At 52.5% G+C, this 23,525-nt stretch carries 22 protein-coding genes and 1 pseudogene; 12 read left to right on the top strand and 11 right to left on the bottom strand.

Annotated features, from left to right (window positions below; all coding sequences use genetic code 11):
- Window positions 1–35: 35 nt before the first annotated feature.
- A pseudogene (glk, locus tag KTE_RS48545) lies at window positions 36–1,012 on the bottom strand (glucokinase).
- Between the two features lie 616 nt (window positions 1,013–1,628).
- Here glk and KTE_RS43525 point away from each other — a divergent pair.
- The 3 genes from KTE_RS43525 (at window position 1,629) to KTE_RS43535 (ending at window position 7,713) form a co-directional block, all read left to right on the top strand.
- A complete protein-coding gene (locus KTE_RS43525) occupies window positions 1,629–2,990 on the top strand; it encodes a hypothetical protein (RefSeq protein WP_201393272.1) in 1,362 nt (453 codons plus the stop codon).
- Window positions 2,991–3,151: 161 nt separating this feature from the next.
- A complete protein-coding gene (locus KTE_RS43530; RefSeq protein ID WP_201393274.1) occupies window positions 3,152–4,495 on the top strand; it encodes a hypothetical protein in 1,344 nt (447 codons plus the stop codon).
- A 236-nt stretch (window positions 4,496–4,731) separates the two neighbouring features.
- Window positions 4,732–7,713, top strand: a complete 2,982-nt coding sequence (locus KTE_RS43535) for an AAA family ATPase (protein WP_201393276.1) — start codon at window positions 4,732–4,734, stop codon at window positions 7,711–7,713.
- An 11-nt stretch (window positions 7,714–7,724) separates the two neighbouring features.
- Here KTE_RS43535 and KTE_RS43540 read toward each other — a convergent pair whose 3' ends face one another.
- Window positions 7,725–8,087 carry an STAS domain-containing protein gene (locus KTE_RS43540; RefSeq protein ID WP_201393278.1) on the bottom strand — a complete coding sequence of 121 codons (363 nt, stop codon included), beginning with the start codon at window positions 8,085–8,087 and terminating at the stop codon, window positions 7,725–7,727.
- Window positions 8,088–8,316: 229 nt separating this feature from the next.
- Between KTE_RS43540 and KTE_RS43545 the strand changes: the two genes are divergently transcribed.
- From KTE_RS43545 to KTE_RS43570, 6 genes are all read left to right on the top strand, one after another.
- Window positions 8,317–9,987 (top strand): SpoIIE family protein phosphatase, encoded by a 1,671-nt coding sequence (locus KTE_RS43545; protein ID WP_201393280.1) that lies wholly within the window; start codon window positions 8,317–8,319, stop codon window positions 9,985–9,987.
- Window positions 9,968–10,339 (top strand): STAS domain-containing protein, encoded by a 372-nt coding sequence (locus KTE_RS43550; RefSeq protein WP_201393282.1) that lies wholly within the window; start codon window positions 9,968–9,970, stop codon window positions 10,337–10,339. The genes KTE_RS43545 and KTE_RS43550 overlap by 20 nt, the downstream gene beginning before the upstream one ends.
- Window positions 10,340–10,393: 54 nt before the next feature.
- Window positions 10,394–10,804, top strand: a complete 411-nt coding sequence (locus KTE_RS43555) for an STAS domain-containing protein (RefSeq protein WP_201393284.1) — start codon at window positions 10,394–10,396, stop codon at window positions 10,802–10,804.
- Window positions 10,801–11,547: a hypothetical protein gene (locus KTE_RS43560; protein WP_201393286.1), complete on the top strand. Its 747-nt coding sequence runs from the start codon at window positions 10,801–10,803 to the stop codon at window positions 11,545–11,547. The genes KTE_RS43555 and KTE_RS43560 overlap by 4 nt, the downstream gene beginning before the upstream one ends.
- Before the next feature lie 205 nt (window positions 11,548–11,752).
- Window positions 11,753–13,192 (top strand): NAD(P)/FAD-dependent oxidoreductase, encoded by a 1,440-nt coding sequence (locus KTE_RS43565; protein ID WP_201393288.1) that lies wholly within the window; start codon window positions 11,753–11,755, stop codon window positions 13,190–13,192.
- Between the two features lie 298 nt (window positions 13,193–13,490).
- Window positions 13,491–14,117 (top strand): hypothetical protein, encoded by a 627-nt coding sequence (locus KTE_RS43570; protein WP_201393290.1) that lies wholly within the window; start codon window positions 13,491–13,493, stop codon window positions 14,115–14,117.
- Between the two features lie 54 nt (window positions 14,118–14,171).
- On the opposite strand, the gene KTE_RS43575 is transcribed toward KTE_RS43570, so the two are convergent.
- Together KTE_RS43575 and KTE_RS43580 are read right to left on the bottom strand one after the other, a co-directional pair.
- Window positions 14,172–14,630: a MarR family winged helix-turn-helix transcriptional regulator gene (locus tag KTE_RS43575; protein WP_201393293.1), complete on the bottom strand. Its 459-nt coding sequence runs from the start codon at window positions 14,628–14,630 to the stop codon at window positions 14,172–14,174.
- A gap of 60 nt (window positions 14,631–14,690) precedes the next feature.
- A complete protein-coding gene (locus KTE_RS43580; protein WP_201393295.1) occupies window positions 14,691–16,346 on the bottom strand; it encodes an FAD-binding dehydrogenase in 1,656 nt (551 codons plus the stop codon).
- A 554-nt stretch (window positions 16,347–16,900) separates the two neighbouring features.
- On the opposite strand from KTE_RS43580, the gene KTE_RS43585 reads away from it, so the two are divergent.
- Complete coding sequence (locus KTE_RS43585) at window positions 16,901–17,296, top strand: NUDIX domain-containing protein (protein ID WP_201393297.1); 396 nt, start codon at window positions 16,901–16,903, stop codon at window positions 17,294–17,296.
- A 67-nt stretch (window positions 17,297–17,363) separates the two neighbouring features.
- Here KTE_RS43585 and KTE_RS43590 read toward each other — a convergent pair whose 3' ends face one another.
- Both KTE_RS43590 and msrB read right to left on the bottom strand, forming a co-directional pair.
- Window positions 17,364–17,570, bottom strand: coding sequence for a molybdopterin-binding protein (locus tag KTE_RS43590; RefSeq protein ID WP_201393299.1), 207 nt, complete (start codon window positions 17,568–17,570; stop codon window positions 17,364–17,366).
- A 45-nt stretch (window positions 17,571–17,615) separates the two neighbouring features.
- A complete protein-coding gene (gene msrB, locus KTE_RS43595; protein WP_201393301.1) occupies window positions 17,616–18,026 on the bottom strand; it encodes a peptide-methionine (R)-S-oxide reductase MsrB in 411 nt (136 codons plus the stop codon).
- Window positions 18,027–18,672: 646 nt separating this feature from the next.
- Here msrB and KTE_RS43600 point away from each other — a divergent pair.
- Window positions 18,673–18,837 (top strand): hypothetical protein, encoded by a 165-nt coding sequence (locus KTE_RS43600; protein ID WP_007919565.1) that lies wholly within the window; start codon window positions 18,673–18,675, stop codon window positions 18,835–18,837.
- A 138-nt stretch (window positions 18,838–18,975) separates the two neighbouring features.
- On the opposite strand, the gene KTE_RS43605 is transcribed toward KTE_RS43600, so the two are convergent.
- The 5 genes from KTE_RS43605 to KTE_RS43625 form a co-directional block, all read right to left on the bottom strand.
- Window positions 18,976–19,389, bottom strand: a complete 414-nt coding sequence (locus KTE_RS43605) for a hypothetical protein (RefSeq protein ID WP_201393303.1) — start codon at window positions 19,387–19,389, stop codon at window positions 18,976–18,978.
- A gap of 136 nt (window positions 19,390–19,525) precedes the next feature.
- Entirely contained in the window at window positions 19,526–20,770 is a 1,245-nt protein-coding gene (locus KTE_RS43610) for an RNA-guided endonuclease TnpB family protein (RefSeq protein WP_201393305.1), read from the bottom strand.
- Window positions 20,733–21,356 (bottom strand): IS607 family transposase, encoded by a 624-nt coding sequence (locus tag KTE_RS43615; RefSeq protein WP_201394589.1) that lies wholly within the window; start codon window positions 21,354–21,356, stop codon window positions 20,733–20,735. The genes KTE_RS43610 and KTE_RS43615 overlap by 38 nt, the downstream gene beginning before the upstream one ends.
- Window positions 21,357–21,387: 31 nt before the next feature.
- Complete coding sequence (locus KTE_RS43620) at window positions 21,388–21,813, bottom strand: hypothetical protein (RefSeq protein WP_201393307.1); 426 nt, start codon at window positions 21,811–21,813, stop codon at window positions 21,388–21,390.
- A gap of 173 nt (window positions 21,814–21,986) precedes the next feature.
- The gene (locus tag KTE_RS43625) at window positions 21,987–22,622 is read right to left on the bottom strand and encodes a YIP1 family protein (RefSeq protein ID WP_201393309.1); all 636 of its coding nucleotides are present in this window, start codon (window positions 22,620–22,622) and stop codon (window positions 21,987–21,989) included.
- Between the two features lie 211 nt (window positions 22,623–22,833).
- On the opposite strand from KTE_RS43625, the gene KTE_RS43630 reads away from it, so the two are divergent.
- A complete protein-coding gene (locus tag KTE_RS43630) occupies window positions 22,834–23,523 on the top strand; it encodes a CPBP family intramembrane glutamic endopeptidase (protein ID WP_201393311.1) in 690 nt (229 codons plus the stop codon).
- Window positions 23,524–23,525: the final 2 nt, after the last annotated feature.

The following is a 23,525-nucleotide window of genomic DNA, read 5'->3' on the forward strand; positions in this document are numbered from 1 at the left end:
GCGCTTGCCTGTACCTCGCCCCTCTTTTCTTATTACTACAGGGTGAAACCGTGGGCGGCGGCGCCGATGAGGGCCACGTTGGGGTATAAGATAATGTATACCGGGTAGTGTGAGAGCATCTGACCCATGCGTCCTTTGGCCAGGAAGGCTTGCATGAATGAGCCATCCGTGAAGAGGGAGAGGAAGCGTGGGGGCAGGCCGCCACCAATATAGACGCCACCGCTGGAGAGCACTTTGAGGGCCATGTTTCCCGCCTCAGCTCCCAGAATCGAGACAAACGTCTTAAGTGTCTCGATGCAGATGGGAGCCGCCGATTCTACGGCGCCCTTGACGATGATTGGCGTGTGGTCTGAGACCAGCGAGAGCTGATCGCTCAGCCAGTCCGGCTCCTCATAGGCTCCCGTTGATTGCAAGAACGCATAGAGGTTCGGCAATCCGATACCCGAGCAGACATGCTCATAGCTGACATGTGCCGAACGCTGCAACATAAAGCGGAGCAGGTCGAGTTCGCGCTCATTGAGTGGAGCGAAGTCGGCGTGGCCGCCCTCGCTGGGATGCGCGATGTAGCGTGAGCCATTATGCACCAGGAAGGCCTCGCCCAGGCCAGTGCCCGGCGCGACGACCGCGATTGTCCCCCCGGTCGAGGCGTACCCGCGTTCAGGGTATAAATATCCTGCTCCTCTAATAGAGGCACACCATAGGCCATGGCGCTCAGATCGTTGAGTAGGCAGATCTTAGGAATGCCCAGGCTCTTCTGCATCTCCTCTTCATCCATGACCCAGGGCAGGTTCGTAATCTTGGCTTTTCCATTCATGATGGGGCCCGCGACGCCGAAACAGGCCCGATCGACCTGAACATCAACTTGTGTGAGAAACTCTTTAACCATTACCTCCAGGCTTGCATAGCGCGCGCTGGGAAAGGTTTTCTCTACTACAGGTGTGCGCAGTTCGCCTGGTGAGGAGAAAATCGCCAGATGGGTTTTGGTGCCACCAATATCACCCGCCAGTAACATAGTAAGATCTCCACTCTATTTTTCGCTTTTATACTTAAAAGCCTACTTATAAGTCCGTAAGCAAATCCGTAGGCCAAATCAGGCAGCCATCCATAGTTTAGAGCATAGCCACAAAAAAATATAGATGATGATTATCGCCATAACCACCATAATATACGGCTATCCTCCTCATGAACGAGGCCCAATAATTTTCATTGTATCCTACAAATAGTACTAAACAGTATTTATTCGGCCCTAATTTCCTATACTTGGACCCCTTACCGCTCGCCTGCTTAAGCTCAGGATCGCCCCAAAGTTGTAAAACGGTGTCAACTAAAGTGCATCTGTGTTAATCACATTGGGTACACACTTGGGTGCAGTGTCCAGGTAATGGAGAAGAGCGCTCAGGAGGCGCTGAGCAGCAAGGAATTGGGTGCGCCCACGTACAGTATACCTCGAAAAAGGGAACATCCAGAGAAGGCAGAAAGCCGATGTGCAGCAGTTACGTGAGTACCTTGTGGGGTCAGGTAAAAATGGTTTTAGTATGGACAAATAGCGTTGTGGGGAGCCGTAACGTTTTTCGGACGTTCGCTCCGTTATACTCATAATACCCATTCAAGTAGAAAAGAGGAAACGTATGGCGAACTCACGGAAGAAACAGGCAAAAGAGACGAGTACAGCGAGCACCAGGGGGCCTCAACCCCTAAGAGGGTGGGGGCTGGTCATTGCCAGAATAATCTGGGCAGCCATCGCATTCACCGATCTGATCGTTCTGATCCTTGGTGTCCCTGCCCTGACAATCCAGGTGCAGAAACCATGTCTTGATCTGACCAGGGCCACTTGCAGCAGTCTGCAACTTCTTCCCACACAAATGGCTACGGCCCAATTCCTGGGGATCTCCCCCGGAGCGTACGCGGTATATACTGTAACGTGCGATTTGCTTATCACGCTGTTGTTTTTGATCGTCGGTGCCTTGATCTTCTGGCATAAATCAAATGACTGGATGGGACTCTTTGTCTCGAGCCTGCTCATCACTTTTGGCGGTTTGGGGGCTGACTTGGTACACACAAATGCACTTCCTGGCCTTCTGCCCTCGAGCAATCTCATTTTTCTGATCTACGATTTTTTGAGCATTTTGAGTGGGGCACTAAGTTTGCTCGTATGGCCTGCTCTCGGTCTATTCTTTTGCACTTTTCCCGATGGACGCCTGGTCCCTCGCTGGTCCTGGATTTTTCCCTGCCTTTTTGTTGTCCAGTTTGTTTTTTACCTTTTACCCTCGCCCTGGAACTTCCAAAACTGGCCGCCACTCCTCCAATTATTAGAGATACTTTTAGTCTATGGAGGTTCAGTAGGGGCACAATTCTATCGTTATTTCTTTGTCGCCTCGCCTCTCCAGCGTCAGCAAATTAAATGGCTGGCATTCGGTTTTGGACTGGTTGTCTTTGTAGTTCTCCCGCTTGAGAATCTTCTTCAGATTTTGAACGGACCACATTCTATTCTACAATTGGCTGACCCCTTTACATTGATGTTCGACTACTTGCCAATCCCCCTCGCCATAGGCGTGGCCCTGTTGCGTTATCGCCTCTGGGATATTGACCGCGTGATCAATCGCACACTGGTCTATGGTCTGCTCACGCTCATTCTGGCGGGAATCTACCTGGGGTTGGTCTTTAGCGGAGAGGCGCTGCTGGTGGGTATCGTTGGGAAAAATGATGATCTTGTGATCGTGGGATCAACTCTGATTGTGGCTATACTTTTCCAACCGTTGCGCCGGGGCATTCAGAATGGCATCGACCGGCGTTTCTATCGCCAGAAATACGACGCCCAGCGCACGCTGAAAGCCTTTAGCGCCACCCTGCACCAGCAAACTGACCTGGCACAGCTCAGTGAACAGATTGTTGTCATCGTGCAAGAGACCATACAACCCGCTCACATTTCGCTCTGGCTGCGTGGCCCTGTTGGAAAGGAGAGCGACGGTGCGCCACCAGGGCAGGAATGAGCAGAGGCAAAGCAAAAATGGCTCTGGCACGAGGAACCTGAAGAACCTGAAGAAATTTATATAGGCATCGTTTTTACTTGGCCTGCTATTTTTGTATCGCGCACCTATTGCCAGCGAAAAGAAACCAACAACTGATTTTGTAGGAAGAGAGGAAGCTGTTTATGTCACAATCTACTCTTACATCGCCAAAGATCTCGCTTCCGACAGTAGCAAACAAAGGAGAGATCCAACTTGGTGGGGTGTGGCTCCGTGTCTTGCAGGCGATCTGGGTTATTCTTGTACTCAATGATCTCTATACGCTTATCGTGAGCTGGGCACCATACTACCAGATGCTACACACCGTCTGCGTTGGGCCTGTGGCGGATTGTCAATCTGACCAGCTTACTCCCCAGCTTGTCTCAGCACTCCAAAGGGCCAACCTCTCGATCCATGATTATGCCCTCTATGTCCTGAGTTGGGAGATCCTGACTACGTGCATCTTCCTGCTATTTGGCGCGTTGATTATGTGGCATAAGCACACGACCTGGATGGGCCTGTTTATGTCCTTCTTCTTGATCAATATCGGGTCACTTGGTGCCTCGTTTGCGCGTGCAGACGCTGTGCCAAATGATGGTCCCCTCGTTCTCCAAATTTTTGGGATAGTGTTGACGCTGGTCTACTATCCCTGCCTGGCTTTTTTCTTCTTCACCTTTCCTGATGGCCGCCTGGTTCCGCGCTGGTCGTGGGCTTTGATTAGTCTCTGGGCCGTAAACGCCTTCTTCTGGCTTGCTCCAAGATCTCTTAATATTCTCAACTGGCCGCTTCTGCTCCAGAGCGGCTGGCTATTTCTAGTGTTTGGGGGATCGGCCTCTACACAAATTTATCGCTACAGGCGAGTCGCCTCTCCACAACAGCGCCAACAGATCAAATGGATCATCCCTGGCTTCGGTCTGTTGCTTCTGACAACCGTTTTCTCTGCTCTGGCCTTCCAACTCTTTCCAGCACTCTCTTCTCGTGATTCTCTTCTGCAAGTCGCGATTGTTCCCCTGTACCGCTGTTACTATCTGCCTGCACCGATTTGCGTCGGCATTGCTCTGCTACGCTACCGCTTGTGGGACATCGACGTGTTGATCAATCGCACGTTGGTTTATGGCTTACTCACGCTCATTCTGGCAGCGGTGTACTTTGGGTTGGTCTTTGGTGCGCAGGCCCTACTCATGGGCATGATCGGCAAAAGCGATGGGATTGCGATCGTGGTATCAACGCTGGTCGTGGCGGTGCTCTTCCAACCCTTGCGTCGGGGCATTCAAAATGTGATAGATCGGCGTTTCTACCGCCAGAAATACGATGCCCAGCGCACCCTGCAAGCCTTTAGCGCCACCCTGCATCAGCAGACCGATCTGGCACAGCTTAGTGGGCAGATTATGGCGGTTATACAGGAGACAGTGCAGCCGGCATCAGTCTCGCTCTGGCTGTGTTCGCCTGCGGGAAGGGAGAGTGAAAGCGCTTCACCAGGGCAGGAATGAACTCCCTCCTATGAAATGACCGATAGAGAATACCGCACAACCATCTCAAAATCGTTACGCACGATTGTCCCGTCTTTCCACTCGCCAAATCACGAAATACGCTTCTATTTCTTAATCGCTCTTCTCTTCTCTTGTAATCCTCCATTGTATAGCTTACAATGATATCCATAGCAGAGGTGCGCGCTTATACATCGCCATGATACAGATCTCTATTATCTCCAAAATGAGGGTACTCGATGTCTCGGCTGACTCTCTCGCTCTTTGGGCCGCCGTTGATAGAACTCGATGGCAACCCCGTCACTACCGATACACGCAAAGCGGTCGCGCTCCTGGCTTATCTGGCGATGACACGCCAGACGCACAGCCGCGATACGCTGGCGACATTACTCTGGCCGGAGTATGACCAGCCCCACGCGCGTGCCACCCTGCGCCGCACGCTTTCCTCCCTGCATAAAGCCCTCGCGGGTGCGTGGCTCCAGATTGACCGTGAGACAATCGGACTCAAGCAGCAGGATGGTTTCTGGCTGGATGTCGAGGCGTTCAGTTCCCTCTTGACCGATTATCACACGCATCAGCACCAGGCGGGAGAACTTTGCGCGAACTGCCTTGCAGGGCTGAATCGCGCAGTGACGCTCTACCGCGATAGCTTTATGGCTGGCTTTTCGCTCTCAGATAGCGCGCCCTTTGACGATTGGCAGTTCTATCAGGCCGATAGCTTACGACGCGAGCTCGCTGGCGCCCTGGAGCAACTGGTCCTCGCGTATATCGCCAGTGGAGAAATAGGCCTGGCGATCACCCAGGCCCGGCGTTTACTCTCCCTGGATCGCCTCCATGAACCAGCACATCGCTATTTAATGCAGCTCTACGCCTGGTCTGGTCAGCGCTCCACCGCCATCCAGCAATACCAGGAATGCGTCAAAGCACTCGATGAAGAACTGGGCGTGACTCCTTTGGAAGCAACCATACAGCTCTATGAAGCCATCAAGGAAAACCACCAATCACCACCGCCAGAGCGACGCCAGCCATTTTCCCAAAACGCGGCTACCGCCAGTCACGCGTTGCCGCTAGAGCAGTCAGATGAACCACACCTGGCCTCGTTCGATTATCCCCTGGTTGGGCGCGAGAACGAGTGGGCGGAACTGCTCTCTATTTACGCTGAAAAGGCTCCCTCTGGATATATTGTCGCGCTTGAAGGAGAGGCCGGGATCGGCAAAACACGTTTAGCCGAAGATCTGGTTGCCGAGGCAAAAGCCAGGGGTGCCCGGACGGTGAGCGTGCGCTGTTACGAGGGTGAAGTCGATCTCGCGTACGGGCCGATTGCGGCAGGGCTACGCGTTGCCATCAATCAACAGCAAGATTCTCGCTGGCACGACCAGCTTGCTTCCCACTGGCTGAGCGAGGCCACACGGCTCCTTCCCGAATTGGCGCAGCAGCGTCCCGATGTGCCCTCGCCCCAGCCACTTGCCAGTCCTGGCGCGCAGAGTCGCTTTTTCGAGGGACTGCGCCAGGTCTGGCTTGCCCTCTGCACTGATACTCGTCTATCTGCGCCTGGCCTCCTCTTTTTTGATGATATTCACTGGGCCGATGCAGCCTCGCTGGAATTTCTCGGCTATCTGATCAGACGGTTTGACGAAAAACCACTCCTCCTGCTCCTTACCTGGCGCAACAACCAGCAGACTATCAGTCAACGTTTTCAGCGTCCCTTAGCAGAGGCCCAGCAGAGCGGCAAAGCGCGGCTCCTCACCCCGGCCCGCCTGGATCAACCAACCGTTGAGCGGTTGGTACGCCATATTGCGGCCAGTGGTGTGGATCTCCCGCCGCATTTTACCAGCCAGCTCTACCAGGAAACCGAGGGCGTGCCGCTCTTCCTGACTGAATATCTCACCGCTCTGACTACTGGAGCGATCAAGGCAGAAGACACCGAATGGAGCCTGCCCGGCGGCGTGCGTAACTTGCTCAACTCGCGCCTGGAAGCAGTTGGGGAGACCAGCCGGCAACTCTTGGGAACCGCCGCAACCATCGGGCGTTCCTTCGACTTCGATACCCTTTGTGAGGTCAGCGGTCGCAGCGAGGAAGAGACGGTGAGTGGTTTGGAAGAACTGATCAGCATAGGTCTGGTTAAAGAGATGGGCAATCTGCCTACGTCTTACCACTACCCTTTAAGCAACGAACCCACGCTCATCTACGACTTCTGTCATGAAAAAATGCGCAGTCTGGTGTACGACGGGATCACTCTGGCTCGCCGCCGCCTGCTTCACCGTCGCACCGCAGAGACACTGGTGGCGCGTATGCGTGGACAACGTGAGCTCGGGATACTCGCGGGCCAGATCGCTTTGCACTATCAGGCGGCCAACCAGCGAGCCCTGGCAGCCACCTATTTTTGTCAGGCTGGCGAGTATGCGCGTTCTCTCTACAGACACACGGAGGCCCTGGCCCATTTTCACACCGCCTTGGCGCTGGGCCATCCCACAAGCTCCGAACTGCTTGAAACCATTGCTGGCCTGTATACCTTCCTGGGGGAATATGAAACAGCCCTCAAAAGTTATCGGGCTGCCAAAGCTCTCAGTGCCACGCCACGCGCTATTCTGGAACAGAAACAAGGCAAGATCTATGAGCGTCGGGGGAATTGGCAACTTGCGGAAGAACACTTTGCCCTCGCCCTCCACCTACTCCAAACGCAGGCTGGATCAGAGGAGGAGCAGGCACGAGTATGCGCCGATTGGAGTCTCTCTGCCCACCATCATGGACATATCCAGCAGGCACACGATCTGGCACAGCAAGCACTCGACCTGGCTGAACAGGCCAACGATACCCACGCACTGGCCCAGGCACACAATATGTTGGGCATTCTTGCCAATAGCCAGGGAGAGATGACCACAGCATATTTTCATCTGGAACGCAGCCTGGCCCTGGCGGAAAATCTGCAAGACGCCAGCATTCAGGCCGCCGCCCTGAATAACCTGGCCCTGGCTTACCGAGCCAGCGGGGAGATTGTACGCGCCATTGCGCTCACGGAAACGGCCCTGGCACTCTGTCATTCCCAGGGTGATCGCCACCGCGAAGCTGCCCTGCATAGCAACCTGGCTGACCTCCTGCACGAAGCCGAGCGCACCGATGAGGCAATGAGTCAGCTTAAGCTTGCCGCCCGCATCTACACCGAAATCGACGGAGAAGCAGGCGCGATGCAGCCAGAGATCTGGAAATTGGTCGAGTGGTAGCCACCCAAATTCTATGATCGAGATGGAGGGATACTATTCAATGCTTGTGCCTCATCAGAGAAGATGAGCATAAAATCGGCCAGACGCGTAATGCGAAAAATCTCCACAAAATGCTCACTCAGACCGTACACCATCAGGGGACATTTGGCTTTAAGAGCGCGTTTGAGCATCCCAACGATCAGCGCGATTCCAACACTGTTCATATAATCTACCTGACTGAAATTCAGCAAGATCGTTTCAGGGTGTCCGCTGACAGCTTCCATATACGCACTATCCAGCGTATCCGCCGCGAAATTGTTGATTTCCCCCTGTAAATCGATAATCGCAACCCGCGCCTGGTGCCGAATATGGGCCTCGAAACTAGCCGTTGCCATGGCAAATAGTCCTCTCTTGTAGTAGAGCGTTGCTGAAATGCTCTCTCTCGTTTTTGATTATACTTCCTGGTCGTCCTAAAAACGTTACGAGAAATTATTCTCTCTTATTGCTGGCAAAAAACGTTACGAGAAAGGTGTGAGAACATTCCTCTTTACCGTAACGTTTAGAGGACGTGCAGACTCTATACTACGAAGGAAAGATACATCGTAAAGAATATTGGAGTTCGAGATGGCAACATTTTTCCAGTACATTCGCCAGAGAATACCTTTCCGGCGAAGCACCCAAAAAAAGCAAGCTCTCCCGACGCCTGTATTACCCGCAACACAGCGCGTTGTTTCGCAGGCCGTAAACATCGCGCCCAACGACGCGCTTGTTGCCTATTTTCTGAGCTCGCCCGGCGCGATTGAGGTCGAGAAACTGCATCTCGATTCGCCAATTCTGCGCGAACTCAAAGAAGCAGGAGTCAAGCTGACGATGCCGCTGGTGAGCCAGGGTGAGTTGGTTGGGCTGATCAATCTAGGAGGACGTTTGAGTGAGCAGGACTACTCCAGTTATGACAAAGGACTGCTGAACTCGCTGGCAACCCAGGCCGCGCCCGCTCTCCGTGTCGCCCAGATGGTTCTGGATCAACAGGCACAAGCCCGCGAACGCGAACGCATTGAGCAGGAATTGCGGGTGGCGCGCATCATTCAACAAACACTGCTACCTAAAGAACTGCCCGACCTGCCCAACTGGCAAGTGACTGCCTATTATCAGCCAGCGCGCGCGGTTGGTGGCGACTTCTATGACTTTATCCCTTATGAAGATGGCCGGCTGGGGATTGTCGTTGGCGATGTGACCGATAAGGGCATTCCTGCCGCCCTGGTTATGGCGACCACCCGCAGTATCCTGCGTTCCTCGGCCCAGGAAGATCTCTCTCCCGGCGCCGTTCTGGAACGCGCCAACGATTTACTCTTTCCCGATATTCCGGAGAGAATGTTTGTCACGTGTTTCTATGCCATTCTCGATCCTCAGAGTGGATTCCTGCGCTATGCCAATGCCGGGCATGACCTGCCCTATCGCTGGCACGAGGGCGAGGTAGGCGAGCTACGCGCCACAGGTATGCCCCTGGGGTTGATGCCTGGTATGTTCTATGAAGAGAAAGAAGTCACCCTGGCGCCTGGCGAAAGCATGCTGCTCTATAGCGATGGCCTGGTTGAGGCGCACAATCCTACCCGCGACATGTTTGGCTTTCCGCGCTTGATTACATTGCTTGGCGCGTACCAGGACGAAAACTCTCCTATCGATTACTTGCGCGCAGAGCTCAGCACCTTTACTGGAGCAGACTGGGAACAGGAGGATGATATCACCCTGGTGACCTTACAACACGTCCCGGTGCAGAACCTCCAGGAAACAACCGAGATTCTGAGGAAGCCCGAAATCCATGAAGGGTCCATTGAAAGCGGAGATGGCTGGCAGCCCCTAGAAACATGGTCTATCCCCAGCGCAATGGGCAATGAACGGATCGCAATCTCATATATAACCCAGCGTGTTCAGCCCTTTCATCTGCCAGAACGTCGTCTGGAGCAGCTCAAAACAGCGGTGGCAGAGGCCACCATGAACGCTATGGAACATGGAAACCACTACCGCCCGGAGTCCCCTGTCACCCTCCAACTCCTCTCGTCAGAGCAGGCCATCGCGGTACGGATCAGCGATCAAGGTGGTTATCAACCCACTCAGGCTCCAGAAACGCCTGATATCGAGGCCAAGCTCGCTGAATTACAATCGCCCCGTGGTTGGGGCCTGTTCTTGATCCAGAATATGGTCGATGAGATGCGCATTCTCAACGACGAACATACCCATACCATCGAACTTGTGATGTCCCTGGAAGGAGGCCCCCATGCCCCCCAAAGTGCTTAAAGCCGCGATCCGTCACCAACCAAGCGTCTCTATTGTGGACCTGCATGGCGAGATCAACGCCCAGGCTGAAAGTGTGTTGAACAACGCGTATGCCGAAGCTGAGGCATATGGCTTAGAGGTCATTCTGCTCAACTTTCACGGTGTGAACTATATCAACAGCACCGGTATCGCGCTGATTGTCAGTCTGCTCGCCCGCGCCCGCAAACAGCACCGTCGTCTGCTCGCCTGTGGCCTGAGCGAACATTATGTGGAAATATTCCAGGTCACCCGCCTGGCCGATTTCTTACACATCTTCCCCGATGAGGCAAGCGCTCTCACGCAAGACATGAGTAAATCCAGCCAATCTACGTAAAAACAGTGTCGTTTTTGTTACATTATGTAGCAATTGCAGGAGGCAGAAAAAAGCATGCCAGAAGCCAAAGTAACTATGCAAGCACGCACAGTCAACGGGATTGCCGGCATCATCGATATCCAGGGCGAACTCAATGCGTTCGCGGAAGGCATATTGATGGAGATGTACAACACTGTCAACACGCCAAATATCCACGCGATTATTCTCAATTTTAGCGAAATGGAGTATATGAATAGTAGTGGTATTGGCCTGATCGTCACGTTGCTGATTCGCGCAAATCGCCAGAAACAGCGACTCTTCGGGTATGGGTTAAGCGAACACTATCAGAACATTTTTCAATTGACCCGTCTTAACGATTCTATCCAGCTTTATGCGAACGAAAACGAGGCCATCAAAGCGCTCCGTTCCGCTGGAACCGTGACGGAGAATCGGCCACGCTTCTTTAAAAGGAGAGAGACCCGATGACAACCCCACAACCGCCTGCGAAAGGGAGCCAGCCCCGTAATACGGCAAACTGGGCCCCACAACATACACACACGCTACGGATACAAAATGCCCCGAGCGGAGCGCTGAACCTCAACGTCGATGGTCGACAAATCACCGGGCCACTCCAGGGCTTTGGTTCGATGTGGCAGAAAACCTACCGTGCCACCTTAGCAGGCACAAAGGTAGAGCCAGAGACCGTCATTGCTGTTTGGAAAGAACACTTCGCCGAATTCTGGCCCACGAATTCGCGCTTCTTTGGCCCACTGACAGGGATTGCACCGGGTGAAGTGGCACTCCTCAACCTGGCAGTGGGCGGGATGCCACTCTCAACTGGCGTGCTGGTGTTGTATGCTGATGATGAGAGCTTTACCCTGATGACACCTCAAGGCCATATGTTTGCTGGCTGGATTACCTTTAGCGCGTATAAAGAGAAAGGAGAGACCCTCGTCCAGGCTCAGGTCTTAATGCGCGCCAGCGATCCCATTTATGAACTAGGACTGCGTTTCGGCGGACATAAGCAGGAGGATATCTTCTGGGAGCATACGCTAGGAAAGCTGGCGAAGCACTTCCAGGTGGAAGCGCCTGTGCAAACGGAAACCATCTGCGTTGATAAAAAATGGAGCTGGTCACAAGCCAAAAACATCTGGCATAATTCGGCCATTCGCACACAAGTTCACCTGCTGACCCATCCAGCGCTCTGGTTTCGGCGACATGGGAAATAGCTGTAAGCGGGCGAGAGTGCGGCGCACTTTCACCCGCCTTTTTCTGACGACTTCTTATCCGAAAATCCTGAGCGCGCTTGCCGTGCCACCGCTTGCCCCCGAATGGGGGAAGCGCTAGTCACGCAAGTGACACCATGACACCTTCAGGTGGTTGGTGTTCGGAATAAGATCTTAGTAGAAAATAGCTTCTGGAAAGACTCTTTTTATGATTACAAAACCATCGTATGACGCGCTTATCATCGGCTCAGGACCCAACGGCCTCGCAGCCGCCATTACCATTGCGCGCACAGGTCGCTCGGTCCTCGTGCTTGAGGCCAAAGAACAGATCGGCGGCGGCGCCCGGTCAGCCGAACTCACCCTGCCTGGCTTTACCCACGATGTGTGCTCGGCGATCCACCCCATGGGGCTGGCCTCGCCATTCTTTCGCACCCTACCGCTCGCTCGCTATGGCATCGAGTGGATTCAGCCAGAATTTGCCCTGGCCCACCCGCTCGACCATGGGCAGGCGGCACTGGTGGCCCGTAGCCTGGAGGTGACCGCCGCCAGCCTGGGTGTGGATGCCACAGCGTATACCAAACTGATGCAACCACTTCTCGATAATTGGGAAAGCATCATCAACGCCTTTCTTGGACCATTGCGCCCACAGACGATGCTGCACCCATTCAAAATAGCGCACTTTGGCCTGGCGGCCTTGCGCTCGGCCAGCGGTCTGACGCAAACTCAATTTAAAGGAGCGGCAGCTCGCGCGATCTTCGCGGGCATGAGCGGCCATTCGATGCTCCCTCTCAATACGCCCTCCAGTGCGGCGGCGGGCCTGATGTTGGGCCTCTTGGCTCACGCGGTGGGATGGCCTATCCCGCGTGGAGGGTCACACAAGATTGTTGACGCGCTCGCGGCCTATCTGCGCGACCTGGGCGGTGAAATTGTCACGGGCATGGAGGTGAAATCACTCGACACGCTCCCCCCGGCGCGCGTCATCCTCTGCGATATCACCCCACGCCAACTTCTGCGCATCGCGGGAAGTCATCTCTCCGGCCTCTATAAACGCCAATTGCAGCATTATCGCTACGGTCCGGGCGTCTTCAAGCTCGATCTCGCGCTCGACGGCCCCATTCCCTGGAGTGCTGACGCGTGCAGGAGAGCTGGTACGGTCCATGTCGGTGGCACCTTCAACGAGATTGCCAGGAGTGAGCGCGCGATCTGGCGAGGGGAACATCCTGAGCGTCCATTTGTTCTACTCGCACAACAGAGCCTCTTTGATGAGACGCGTGCTCCCCAAGGCAAACACACAGTCTGGGCCTATTGCCATGTCCCCAATGGCTCGGATGTTGATATGAGTGAGCGCATCGAGGCACAGATTGAGCGTTTCGCCCCTGGCTTTCGCGACCGCATCCTGGCTCGACACACCACCAATGCCATGGAAATGGAACGCTACAACGCCAACTATATTGGTGGGGATATTAACGGCGGCATGCAGGATCTCACGCAGATGTTCACCCGCCCAACCATCTCGCCAACGCCCTACTCCACCCCCGATAAGAGCCTCTATATCTGTTCCTCCTCCACACCGCCAGGAGGGGGTGTCCACGGTATGTGCGGCTACTTTGCCGCTCAGGCTGCCCTGCGTCACCTCAATCAAAACTGAACATTGAGCAACCCCATCCGACGAGACAACATGAATATTTACAGCCATGTTATGCCGTCAATGCATAGCGCGGCAGTGGAAGACCTAAATACAAAGTTTAAAATGGGGCAAATTCGGGGTAAGAAAATACGATTTTGAGGCCATTGGGTGCAACGCGAGATTATGGCCTCGTTTAACTTGGCTTAAGCTAGCTTATAAGGCGATTTCATCGAGCTGGTTCGTTTGGAGCAGTACTCTATGCTAAAGGGAGAAACAATAACATAGAACATGTACTGCCTTCAAAGGAGGTTTCAATCTTATGCTCTCTCCACAAGTGCTCTTCCGTTTGAGTGGATTTGGCCTTATAAGTGCGTCCGGCCTGATTATTCTGGCTCACATCTGTCAGCTCTTGAGTGGGCAGAATGATACACTGGCCCTGGCAGGTGGTCTCCTTCTGCTTATGGGTGGACTTATAGCCTGTCTGTGCTTGCCCGCACTCTTCCTTCGACAGTTGCCAGGCGTAGGAATTGGAGGGTTGATCGGCTTCATTGGCTTTAGCCTGGGGATGTTCCTTTTGAATATTGACGCCACTATGCTCAACGTTTTTCTGGTTCCCTGGCTGGCAAATATGGATCCCAAGCTAGCTCAAGGACCTGGTGGGTTGGGGGGGCTCTTCCTGGTCAGCTCCCTGCTCCAACTGGTGGGAGGCATCATCTTCTGTCTCTCAAGCCTACGCACGGAAATTTTTCCTCGCTGGCCCGTTCTCTTGCTCCTGGCAACGCTTCTCGTTCAAGCCATAGGAGGCACGCTTCAGGAAGCAGGCATTGTAACCCTCATTGCCTCACTTGTCTTTTATTGCGCACTTGTATGGATGAGCATGACGCTCTTAAAGGCACCGGAAGCCTTTTCAGATAGGGAGGCTTCTTTTTCTGAGGCACGTGCCTGAGTGAGTAAAAGCTAACATTGCTGGCGACCGTTTGGCCACCAGCAATGTTAGCTTTTACTCCTTTACCTTCTCCAGGTAAGCCTCGACATTGAGACAGACCGCTTGCAGAGATGCCAGGATTGCCGGTAGGTCCTTGGGGTCTATCACGCCCAGGTGCTCCTGAATGCGTGCATCATACTGCGTCTGCAAAGTATCCCGCAACTCACGCCCCTGGGGAGTAAGTGTGATCAGGATGACCCGGCGATCCCTGGAGTCCGCCGTACGTGCTACCAGGTGCAGGCGCTCCAGACGGTCTACAATACCCGTCACATTACTCTTGTCCGTAAATAGAACCCGACTCAAGTCTACCATTGAACGGCCCTGCTGCTCATCCAGATGTTGCAGCGCCCAGTACTGACGCGTACTCAGGCCATAGGCTGCGAAGAACTGGCGATCACTATCATCCAAAAGAAAGAATGTTTTGATAAGCAGGTGATAAACACTTTGTTCATTTATTGCCTCCTTGCCAGGCATATGCTATACCTCCAACCGCTCCCTATTTTTGGATCTCTCTTATAACTAAGCTGATATTGTTTACAACACGCTTTGCGCAACTGCCCGACCTGCGGTTCGGCCAGAGAAGATGCAGCCGCCAAGGAAGGTTCCCTCCAGAGCGCGGTAACCATGCACACCGCCACCGCCAAAACCGGCCACTTCGCCCGCAGCGTAGAGGCCTGGTAGCGGCTCACCGTTGGCCTGAAGCACACGACCAGAGAGATCAGTCTCCAGCCCTCCCAGCGTCTTACGCGTGAGAATTGAGAGGCGCACGGCAATCAAGGGGCCAGCCTTGGGGTCAAGGATGCGGTGCGGCTTCGCTACGCGGATAAACTTATCCACAGAATACGCACGCGCGCCACGGATAGCCGTGACCTGCAAGTCCTTGGCGAAGGGATTCGCAATCTGTCGATCACGCTCTTTAATTTCACGTTCTAGTTCTGCCTCATCGATGAGGGTATTGCCAGTCAGCTCATTCATACCTTGTACGAGTTCTGGCAACGTCGAGCGCACAATGAAATCGACGCCGCGCTTTTTAAAAGCCTCGATTGGTGCGGGCGCTCCGGGTAGAACGCGGCTAAAGACGAGGGGGATACTGCGGCCAGTCAGGTCGGGATTCTGCTCAGAGCCAGAGAGGGCAAACTCGCGCTCAATGATGCGCTGGTTGAGCAGGAACCAGGAGTAATCATATCCACTGGTAGTGATATGTTGCAGAGATCCCAGCGTATCGAAACCGGGGAAGAGGGGCACGGGTAGGCGATGTCCGTGTGCATCTAGCCAGAGCGGAGAGGGTCCACTCAAAATACGAATAGCATGGCGCGTCCAGACCGGCGCATAGTTGATAATACCCTCGGGATAATGCCACATGCGATCAGGATTGATAATGTGTCCGCCCTGCTGCTCAACTACCTCAAGCATGTGTCCATCCACATGATCGGGTACACCTGAGAGCATATTTTGCGGAGGTGGCCCCATACGCTGCGGCCAGTTGCGTCGTACCAGTTCATGGTTACCGCCAATGCCTCCCGAGGTGACAATCACCGCCTGCGCGCCGAAATCAAACTGGCCTACCACCTCTCGCGAACTGCGTTCACCCCGTGCGACATTACTGGTCTCAAGCACCTCGCCGTGCACGCCAGTCACCACGCCACCGCTGATAGCAAGCCTGGTAACGCGATGGCGGAAACAGAGGCGTACCAGCCCGCGCTTCTCCCCTTCGCGCACGCGCCGGATAAACGGTTCCAGTACCCCTGGACCTGTACCCCATGTGACATGGAAGCGCGGCACAGAGTTGCCATGCCCACCTGCCAGGTAGCCGCCTCGCTCCGCCCATTGGACTATAGGAAATAGGCGCAGGCCCTGAGCACGTAGCCAGGAGTATTTCTCGCCTGCCGCGAAATCAACATAGGCTCGCGCCCACTGCCTGGGCCAGTGGTCCTCCTCGCGGTCAAAGCCCGCGCTCCCCATCCAATCCTGTAGCGCGAGTTCATGAGAATCGTGAATACCCATGCGCCGTTGCTCAGGCGAGTTGACGAAGAACAGGCCACCGAAGGACCAGAAGGCCTGCCCACCAAAGGATGCCTCTGGCTCCTGTTCAAGGATAGTGACGCGTCGGCCCGCGTCGACAAGTTCCGCGGCCGCAACCAGGCCAGCCAGCCCGGCCCCGACGATGATTACATCAGCCTCATTGCTCATTGCTCTTCCCCCGTCTTTGAAATAATGTTGTGTTGAGATTGTATATAGATAAAGCCAGGAACGTCAAGTAACTGCCTTCGCGCCTGCGGCGCTCAGGGGTAAGGGTATGGGGATGGACGTGGGATTCGCCACGTCCATCCCCATACCCTTACCCAAAGACTTGCTATGCGGGCGCCTCAAGGCTGCATCAGTACCTGGCGTGTGATTTGTAAGAAGGCCTGAAGAGTGGGCGACAGCCATTTTTGTTTGTGCCAGATCATTTGAGTTACCAGGCAAATCGGCTCGACTGGGAGAATGGCCCACATGGCTTGCCCTGGTAGGAGGTGTGATCGCTATCTCAGGCGTGATCATTGTGAATATCTTTGGAAAAATTCAGGCTCGCAAAACAGGTGGAGTGGGCCCTTCTTAGCAGATCCACTCCATGATGCCACCTGCTTAGAAAGGAAACCTAGGGGAAATTCCTCATATGGATTCTCTTGATGGGGTATCTGCGATACAATAAGAAGCGTTCATACCAAGCAATCTAAGAATATTATCTAGAAGGATACTAGAAAATGCTTATTGATAAACTGGCCTGGATTTATACCGTAGATGGACGCATTCTCAGCACACGCTCCAAGAACAAAGACACCTACTACATCCCTGGCGGGAAAAGAGAGCAGGGAGAGAGTGACCAGGAGGCCCTAATTCGGGAGATCAAAGAAGAACTAAGCGTAGACCTGATACCCGAAACAATCAAATTGTTCGGCGAGTTCGTAGCCCAGGCACATGGACATGCTGAAGGTATAGAAGTACAAATGCGCTGCTACACCGCAGACTTCGACGGTCAACTCACAGCGACAAGCGAGATCGAAGAGATTGCATGGCTCACCCACAGCGACCGGGAGAAAAGCTCCCCAGTAGACAAGATTATTTTTGATCACCTCAAAGAACAGAATCTTTTAAATTAAGAGCAAATACAGGTATCCAGCAAAAAGATGCAGGAGCAGTTTGCCCCTGCATCTTTTTGCTGGATATCTACTTCCCGATCATGACTTCGGTGGATTTGATGATGGCGTAGACGGCATCGCCCTGTTGCAGGCTGAGGGCCTGAGCCGCATCGCGAGTGATGATTGAGGTGATGCTCTGACCATCTGGCAGTTCAACGGTGACCTGGGCCATCAGACCATCTTCCCTGAGCGACTTGACGGTTCCTTTGAGGCGGTTGCGTGCGCTCATCTCCATAACAATTATCCCTCCTTTCACAGACGATCTTCTACTCGCTGGACCTTACTTCTGGTCTTTGGGCTGAAACTTGAGGGAGACCGAGTTGATGCAGTAGCGCTGGCCTGTCGTCTCACGGGGGCCATCATCGAAGACATGGCCCAGGTGCGAGCCGCAGTTCTTGCAGGTGACCTCGACACGGTGCATGCCATGGGAGTTATCCTCGTGAAACTCGACATTGCTCTTGCTCACGGGGTCATCGAAGCTGGGCCAACCACAGCCAGAGTCATACTTATTATCGGAGTAGAACAGCGGCTCACCACAGGCGACGCACTGATACGTTCCCTCTTTATGATTATAGTAGAGCTCACCAGTGAAGGGTCGCTCTGTGCCTTTGAGGCGGCAGACCTGGTATTGCTCAGATGTTAGCTTCTCTTTCCAGTAGGATTCGGGCATATTCTTGAGGTCGTTGCTCATGCTTTTTGCTCCTTCTGCTTTCTCTTTTCTATGTACATTTTAATTGTATTTTATTCACATCTTCAAAGTTTTTGCTAAAAGGTCATCCCTACCGTTCATAGTGACTTCTCACAACATCCCCTTACCAGCATGTTATTGAATGTTTGCTCGACATAAGGATGACAATGTCATTTGCAGCGTTTTGGCGTTTTCCTACAGTTTGCCGATATTCTTCCTATTTATGGCAACAATGTTTCGAAAGTAAAAATTTCAAACGTCTTTTTGGATATGACGGCAACAACGACATACCACCACTCGGAAAGCTGAGCGCGATTACTCTGTCTACGACAGAGACGCTAATTTCTGCATGAAAAGATAGTACTTCCGCACCAGAAAGTCGGGGGAAGTTGAGGATCGAAAAAATACCATATAGAGTCAGTGGCAGAAGCAAAGTTCGAACTATTGCATACAGATCTTATTCCGAAACCCAACGTCACTCACGTGACTAGCTCTTCCCCCATTCGGGGACAAGCGCGCTCAGGGTTTTCGGAGAAGAAGACACCCAGTTCGCCAATTACAAGAGGCACCCTCTTACCAAATAATTTCGAGAGGGATGGGTCTCGTCGCGGAGTATGTCGTTGCTTGTTTCAAACACAGGAGACTCAAGATGAATCTGGAGCAGATTAAATACCACAGTTGCCCAAACGATGATGAAGATGGCATCCTGCTCGTCGATATCGACGAAGATATGCCCGAGACCGACGAAAACGGCGATCTTCAATACTATTGCCCTGGCTGCCACAGCACCTTCTCGTCTGACGACGATGACTAAGCGAACGGTCGCGAAAAACGTTTTTCCCTTGTTCCGTCGAAGAAAACTCGTTGACTGCTTTCTTCCGACCGCACTGGAATGCCATGGACCCTACTGGCTCACCCATGGCATTCTCTTTTTTTATGCTTGCGTGGCACACTACACACTGGGAACTACACTCGCAGTGATCCAGGCGGCATCCTCATCCTGTGCACGGTTGAGGTACCAGGCAAGCGCGACCAGCAAAGCTAACTCAGAGAGGTCACGAGCCGTCTCCTCTATATACACTCGTTTCCCCCTGACTGTGCGTAGCAACGGCACACGCTCGCTGGTAAACCAGGTCCATTCGCCACGCCAGAAACCCGTGTTGGCCCAGCGGTACTCGTCACCTCCTCTAAGAGAACAGGTAGCACTACCATTCATACTCCGCCGTACGCGCGCGATCTCTTCTTGTGTGGCAGCGTCACGCACATTGATTGCCTGCCCCAGGGTCTTACGTGAAAAGATCCACTCTCCGCGCTCCACTTCGATCAACGCCTCCTGGCCCAGCTTGCCACGCAGCGTAATTCTCATCAGAAGCTCTTCACTAGCCTTTAGCTCGAATGGGTGAGGCTTACTCTTTGCTCGCGTCCAGCTTAATTCTTGTCCGGAATAAGTCTGAATATTCTGCACAGTTAGCTACTGCCTTTCTAAATCTCCTCAAAAGTGCTTACGCACTCTCAAACAAATTCAATTGCTGCACTTGCCCCTCACAGGATGCCATCGTGACATCTACGCCGCTTTGGGGCGTATGCAGCACACCGCACCTTTCGGTGTGTGGCGCTCGCCGCGCAAAGAACCTCGTCAGGATATTGTGTGCACTGTTCTCATCTCGATCTATGACGAGTCCACATTCGACGCAACAATACGTTCTCTTCCACAATGGCATGGCTTGTAGATTGCCACAGCCACTACACTGCTTGGACGTGTTGCGCTCATCTAAGAAATGCAACTCTTTCCCAGAGAGGACACATTTGTACTTCAGCATTTCGAGAAAGGCGTACAAGCCCCACTCGTTATAGACCGCTCGATTCAGATGTTTATTGCGCTCTACATGCTGTTTCGTAACCATTTGCCTCTGTGAAAGGTCACCAACCACAATAGTTCTTTCAACCAAGTTGTGGCTGATAAGATGGGATGCTTTATGCAAGCTATCCTGTTGTTTGTTGCGTTTCTTCTGGGAAACGCGCTTGTAAACCTTACTGAGATGGATATACCGACGTGATTTTTTCTTACACTTATCACGCTTGGATCGAATCTTGTCGAGTTGTTTGTTGTACCAGCGTGATCCTTTAAAGCCGCCAACCGTGTAGATTCTGCCTTGCTCATTTACGCCAGTTGCCAGTGTTTTGATGCCAAGATCAAAGGCAACGATTCCATCTATCTCATGCTGTTTCTCTTGGCGCTCTCTCACAAATGACGCGAAGTAGTTTCCCTTCCCATCTCGACTGATCGCCACTTCTTTAAACTGTTCAGGCGGTATCTCAGTCAAGCGCGCAACGATGTTGGAGTATTGCTTGTTTTTGCCCTTGCCTCCGGTGGGCAAAATGAGCTTGTCGCCTTCAATTTTGAGGTACATAGCGGGATAGCAAAGCGTAAAAAAGGAATGCCGTGGGCGTACCCGTGGGAATCCCGGTGCTTCTCCGGCTTTGACTCTGCGAAAGAAAGCTTTCATGGCTCCATCGAGGCGATAGTAGACCTCTTGTAAAAGCTTTCCATACACCTGAACAAGCTCGGGATCATGTTGTTTGCTCTCTTGTAGGTTTTTCTTAGCATCGTAGAGATCCCATTTCTCACCATTTCTGAGCTTGAGCACCCACCAGTTGTAGAGTCCCCTGCACTTGCCTTGCATAAATTCAAGGGTTGCCGCGTCTTGCTCAGAAACGTTCATTCTGATCTTTTTGCAAAGCAGCATCCTTAATCGCTTTCTTGTAGGAACGCAGTCCATGTAATCTGGCAGAGAAGACTGTCACGATAGCAATGAGGTCACGTACCAATTCTTGTTCAGGAGAAAGATTTTCGCCATTGATGACGATAAGTTGGGTATGATGTCGCTCACAAAAGGCTTCAAAGTATTCATATCCAAAACGAACCAACCGATCTCGATGAGCAAGAATGATACGCCGTACCTGACCAAGTTCAACCATCTCCATAAGCCGATTGAATTGTTTGCGTTTGTAGTTTAGCCCACTGCCAATATCCGACATCCATTCATCGACCTTGAGCGAATGCTGATGACAATAGGCTTCTAACGCTTTTGTTTGGTTGACTAAATCAGGCTTTTGAGCAATTCCAGAGACGCGTGAGTAGGCAATGGTAAGTCCCTGCTCCGGTGCTTTTAGCACACGATACTCAAGATACTGGTCGTGAGTATAATAGCGCCTATTTGATTGTGGAGAACGATGGGCGACGAGCTTGCCTTCACGATCCCATTTTTGCAGCGTTTTGGTAGACTTCCCAATACGTTTTCCAAACGCTTGAATATCATATATGTTCTGCATAAGCATATTTTAACACAATTGAGTGCTTATGTCAAAACTGTTTCAGTATCTCCTTTCTGCGGCTCCGAGCCTCCTGGTAGAGCGCCAAGAAGAAGACCAGTAATGGCACCAGCAGCAGCAACGATTGAAGCGTATATCTGCGTACATATCTGCCTTTATGCTCCACCTCAAAGGCGACCTCCTCACGCGCGCTCTTACGCTTGGCAATAGCGATAGCATAGATCAGCAATGGCACGTAGTTCAACGCCATTCCCAGCAGGTAGCAACCAACAAAGATGGGATACACGCCACGCCCAAGGAAGAAAAAGATTGAGAACAATCCCAGCGCACTGGCACCCACGACCGCCAGCGCGAACTCGCCAATAATAAACACTGGCCTATGAAAGACGATATCCAGGGCCACAAGCTTGCGAAAGTTGATGATGGCACCCTCGCTTCGCGCGGGAGCATCTCGCATATGCATATAATCCTTTCCCCCTCTCTAGAAAGTTGTAGGGTCCATGCTTGCATGGACTTTTCCCGCTGTAAGCATTATCCATGCAAGCATCGGCCCTACAACTTCTTTAATTGAATGTTTCGAGTTGTTCCTTTGTATAGGGGTCACTGAAGAAGCGGTACGTGTTCATGGGATTAGTGGGCCAGCGCGACGTACAGCACGGCGCCGATGACAATCAATAGCAGCAATGCAACTACAGGCAACAGCAGTGTGATGATGGCACGGCCAGTCAAGAAGTTATGGACAGCACGCAGAGCCAGGATCATCAGCACGAGGCTGTACACATGCGGCAGGTAAGGGAGCCAGCTGCTAGTCGCAGGCAACAGGAGCAATAGGTAGCTCAATATCACCATGGGAACGCCAAAGAGAGTCATGGTATAGAGCTGTTCCAGGTAAGCCCCTTTCCCTCTAAGCAAGCGCGCAAAGAGGTAGATGACTCCTGCCGAGAAGAGAAACGATAACGGGGTAATGATCACAATTCCAATAGTGGAAGCAAGCATAAGCACGCCCAGCTGCACTCCGCCTGTCATGCCCACCAGGGTGCTTGGATCTATCCAGAAAGCCAGCCCCTGGAGGAGGGCGCATATGACGCCAAGTGTGATTAATTGTAAAAACGTACTTCCCCAGCTCGCAGCATACTTCTCTTCCTCAAAGCGCATCACGGAGGGCCGGATAGTAATATGCAGGTAACGCTGTGGAAGGGAGCGGAATTCTATACCGAGAGAACGTTTGTGTGACCAGGTGTGATTATTAACGATTTCGCTGGCCATGGCTTTATCCTTTCGCACATAACGGCTTCACGTTTATCTGAGAAGAATATACCTTGAGCCACGCCTGTCGAGCATCGGTAATTTCGCCTATTGGTAATACCTAATTTGGGGGATTATAGACACATAAGACACATAAAATGGTTTTCATTGACTCAATGCATGAGCTCGTGGTACAACTGGAGGGAAGCAATGGATTAGGAGCAACCAGTTTATGAAAGCGCAAAGCAAGCCTCTTTTTGAGAACACAGTACAACCTCAAAAGGCCTTCCTCCCCTTTATCATCTATCTCTTACTTTTCTTCTCGCTCTGGACGGGCTGGGTTCTATGGATTTATCCACGAATGGAAGCGCTCGGTGATACGACCCTGGTATATGCAATACTCAATATTAGTCTGAGGTTGCTGCTCTGGGTACTACCGGTATTTCTCTATCTCCGCTACATTGATCGAGTTAATCCCTTTGAGTATCTTAAACTCAAGCAGTATTGGCGCAGAGGCATAGTAGTAGGGCTGGCGCTTTCGCTGGTGAATTTTCTTGGGATGATGCTCCGCTTCGGTTTACCACATTTTAGTATGCACTATGTAACGTGGAACAGCATCCTGAGCACTTCTTTCCTGATTGGCTTTGTTGAAGAAATTCCTTTTCGCGGCTTTATTTTCCAGAAGTTTCAAGAGAAGTGGCATTTCTGGATAACCAATCTATTCTCATCCCTGTTATTTTTAGGAATACATCTCCCCGGATGGATATCGCTACACATACTCTCTCTCAATGATGTGCTCTCGATTTTTCTTCTTGGCGCCATTTTTGCCGCAGCTTTTTACTACTCTAAATCCCTCTGGGCCTCCATTATTATGCATAGTCTCAATGATTTTCTCTCGAGTATCCTTTTTCATGCATCATAAGC

It is taken from the genome of Ktedonobacter sp. SOSP1-85 (assembly GCF_016587415.1).
In the GTDB taxonomy this organism is placed as follows: domain Bacteria; phylum Chloroflexota; class Ktedonobacteria; order Ktedonobacterales; family Ktedonobacteraceae; genus Ktedonobacter.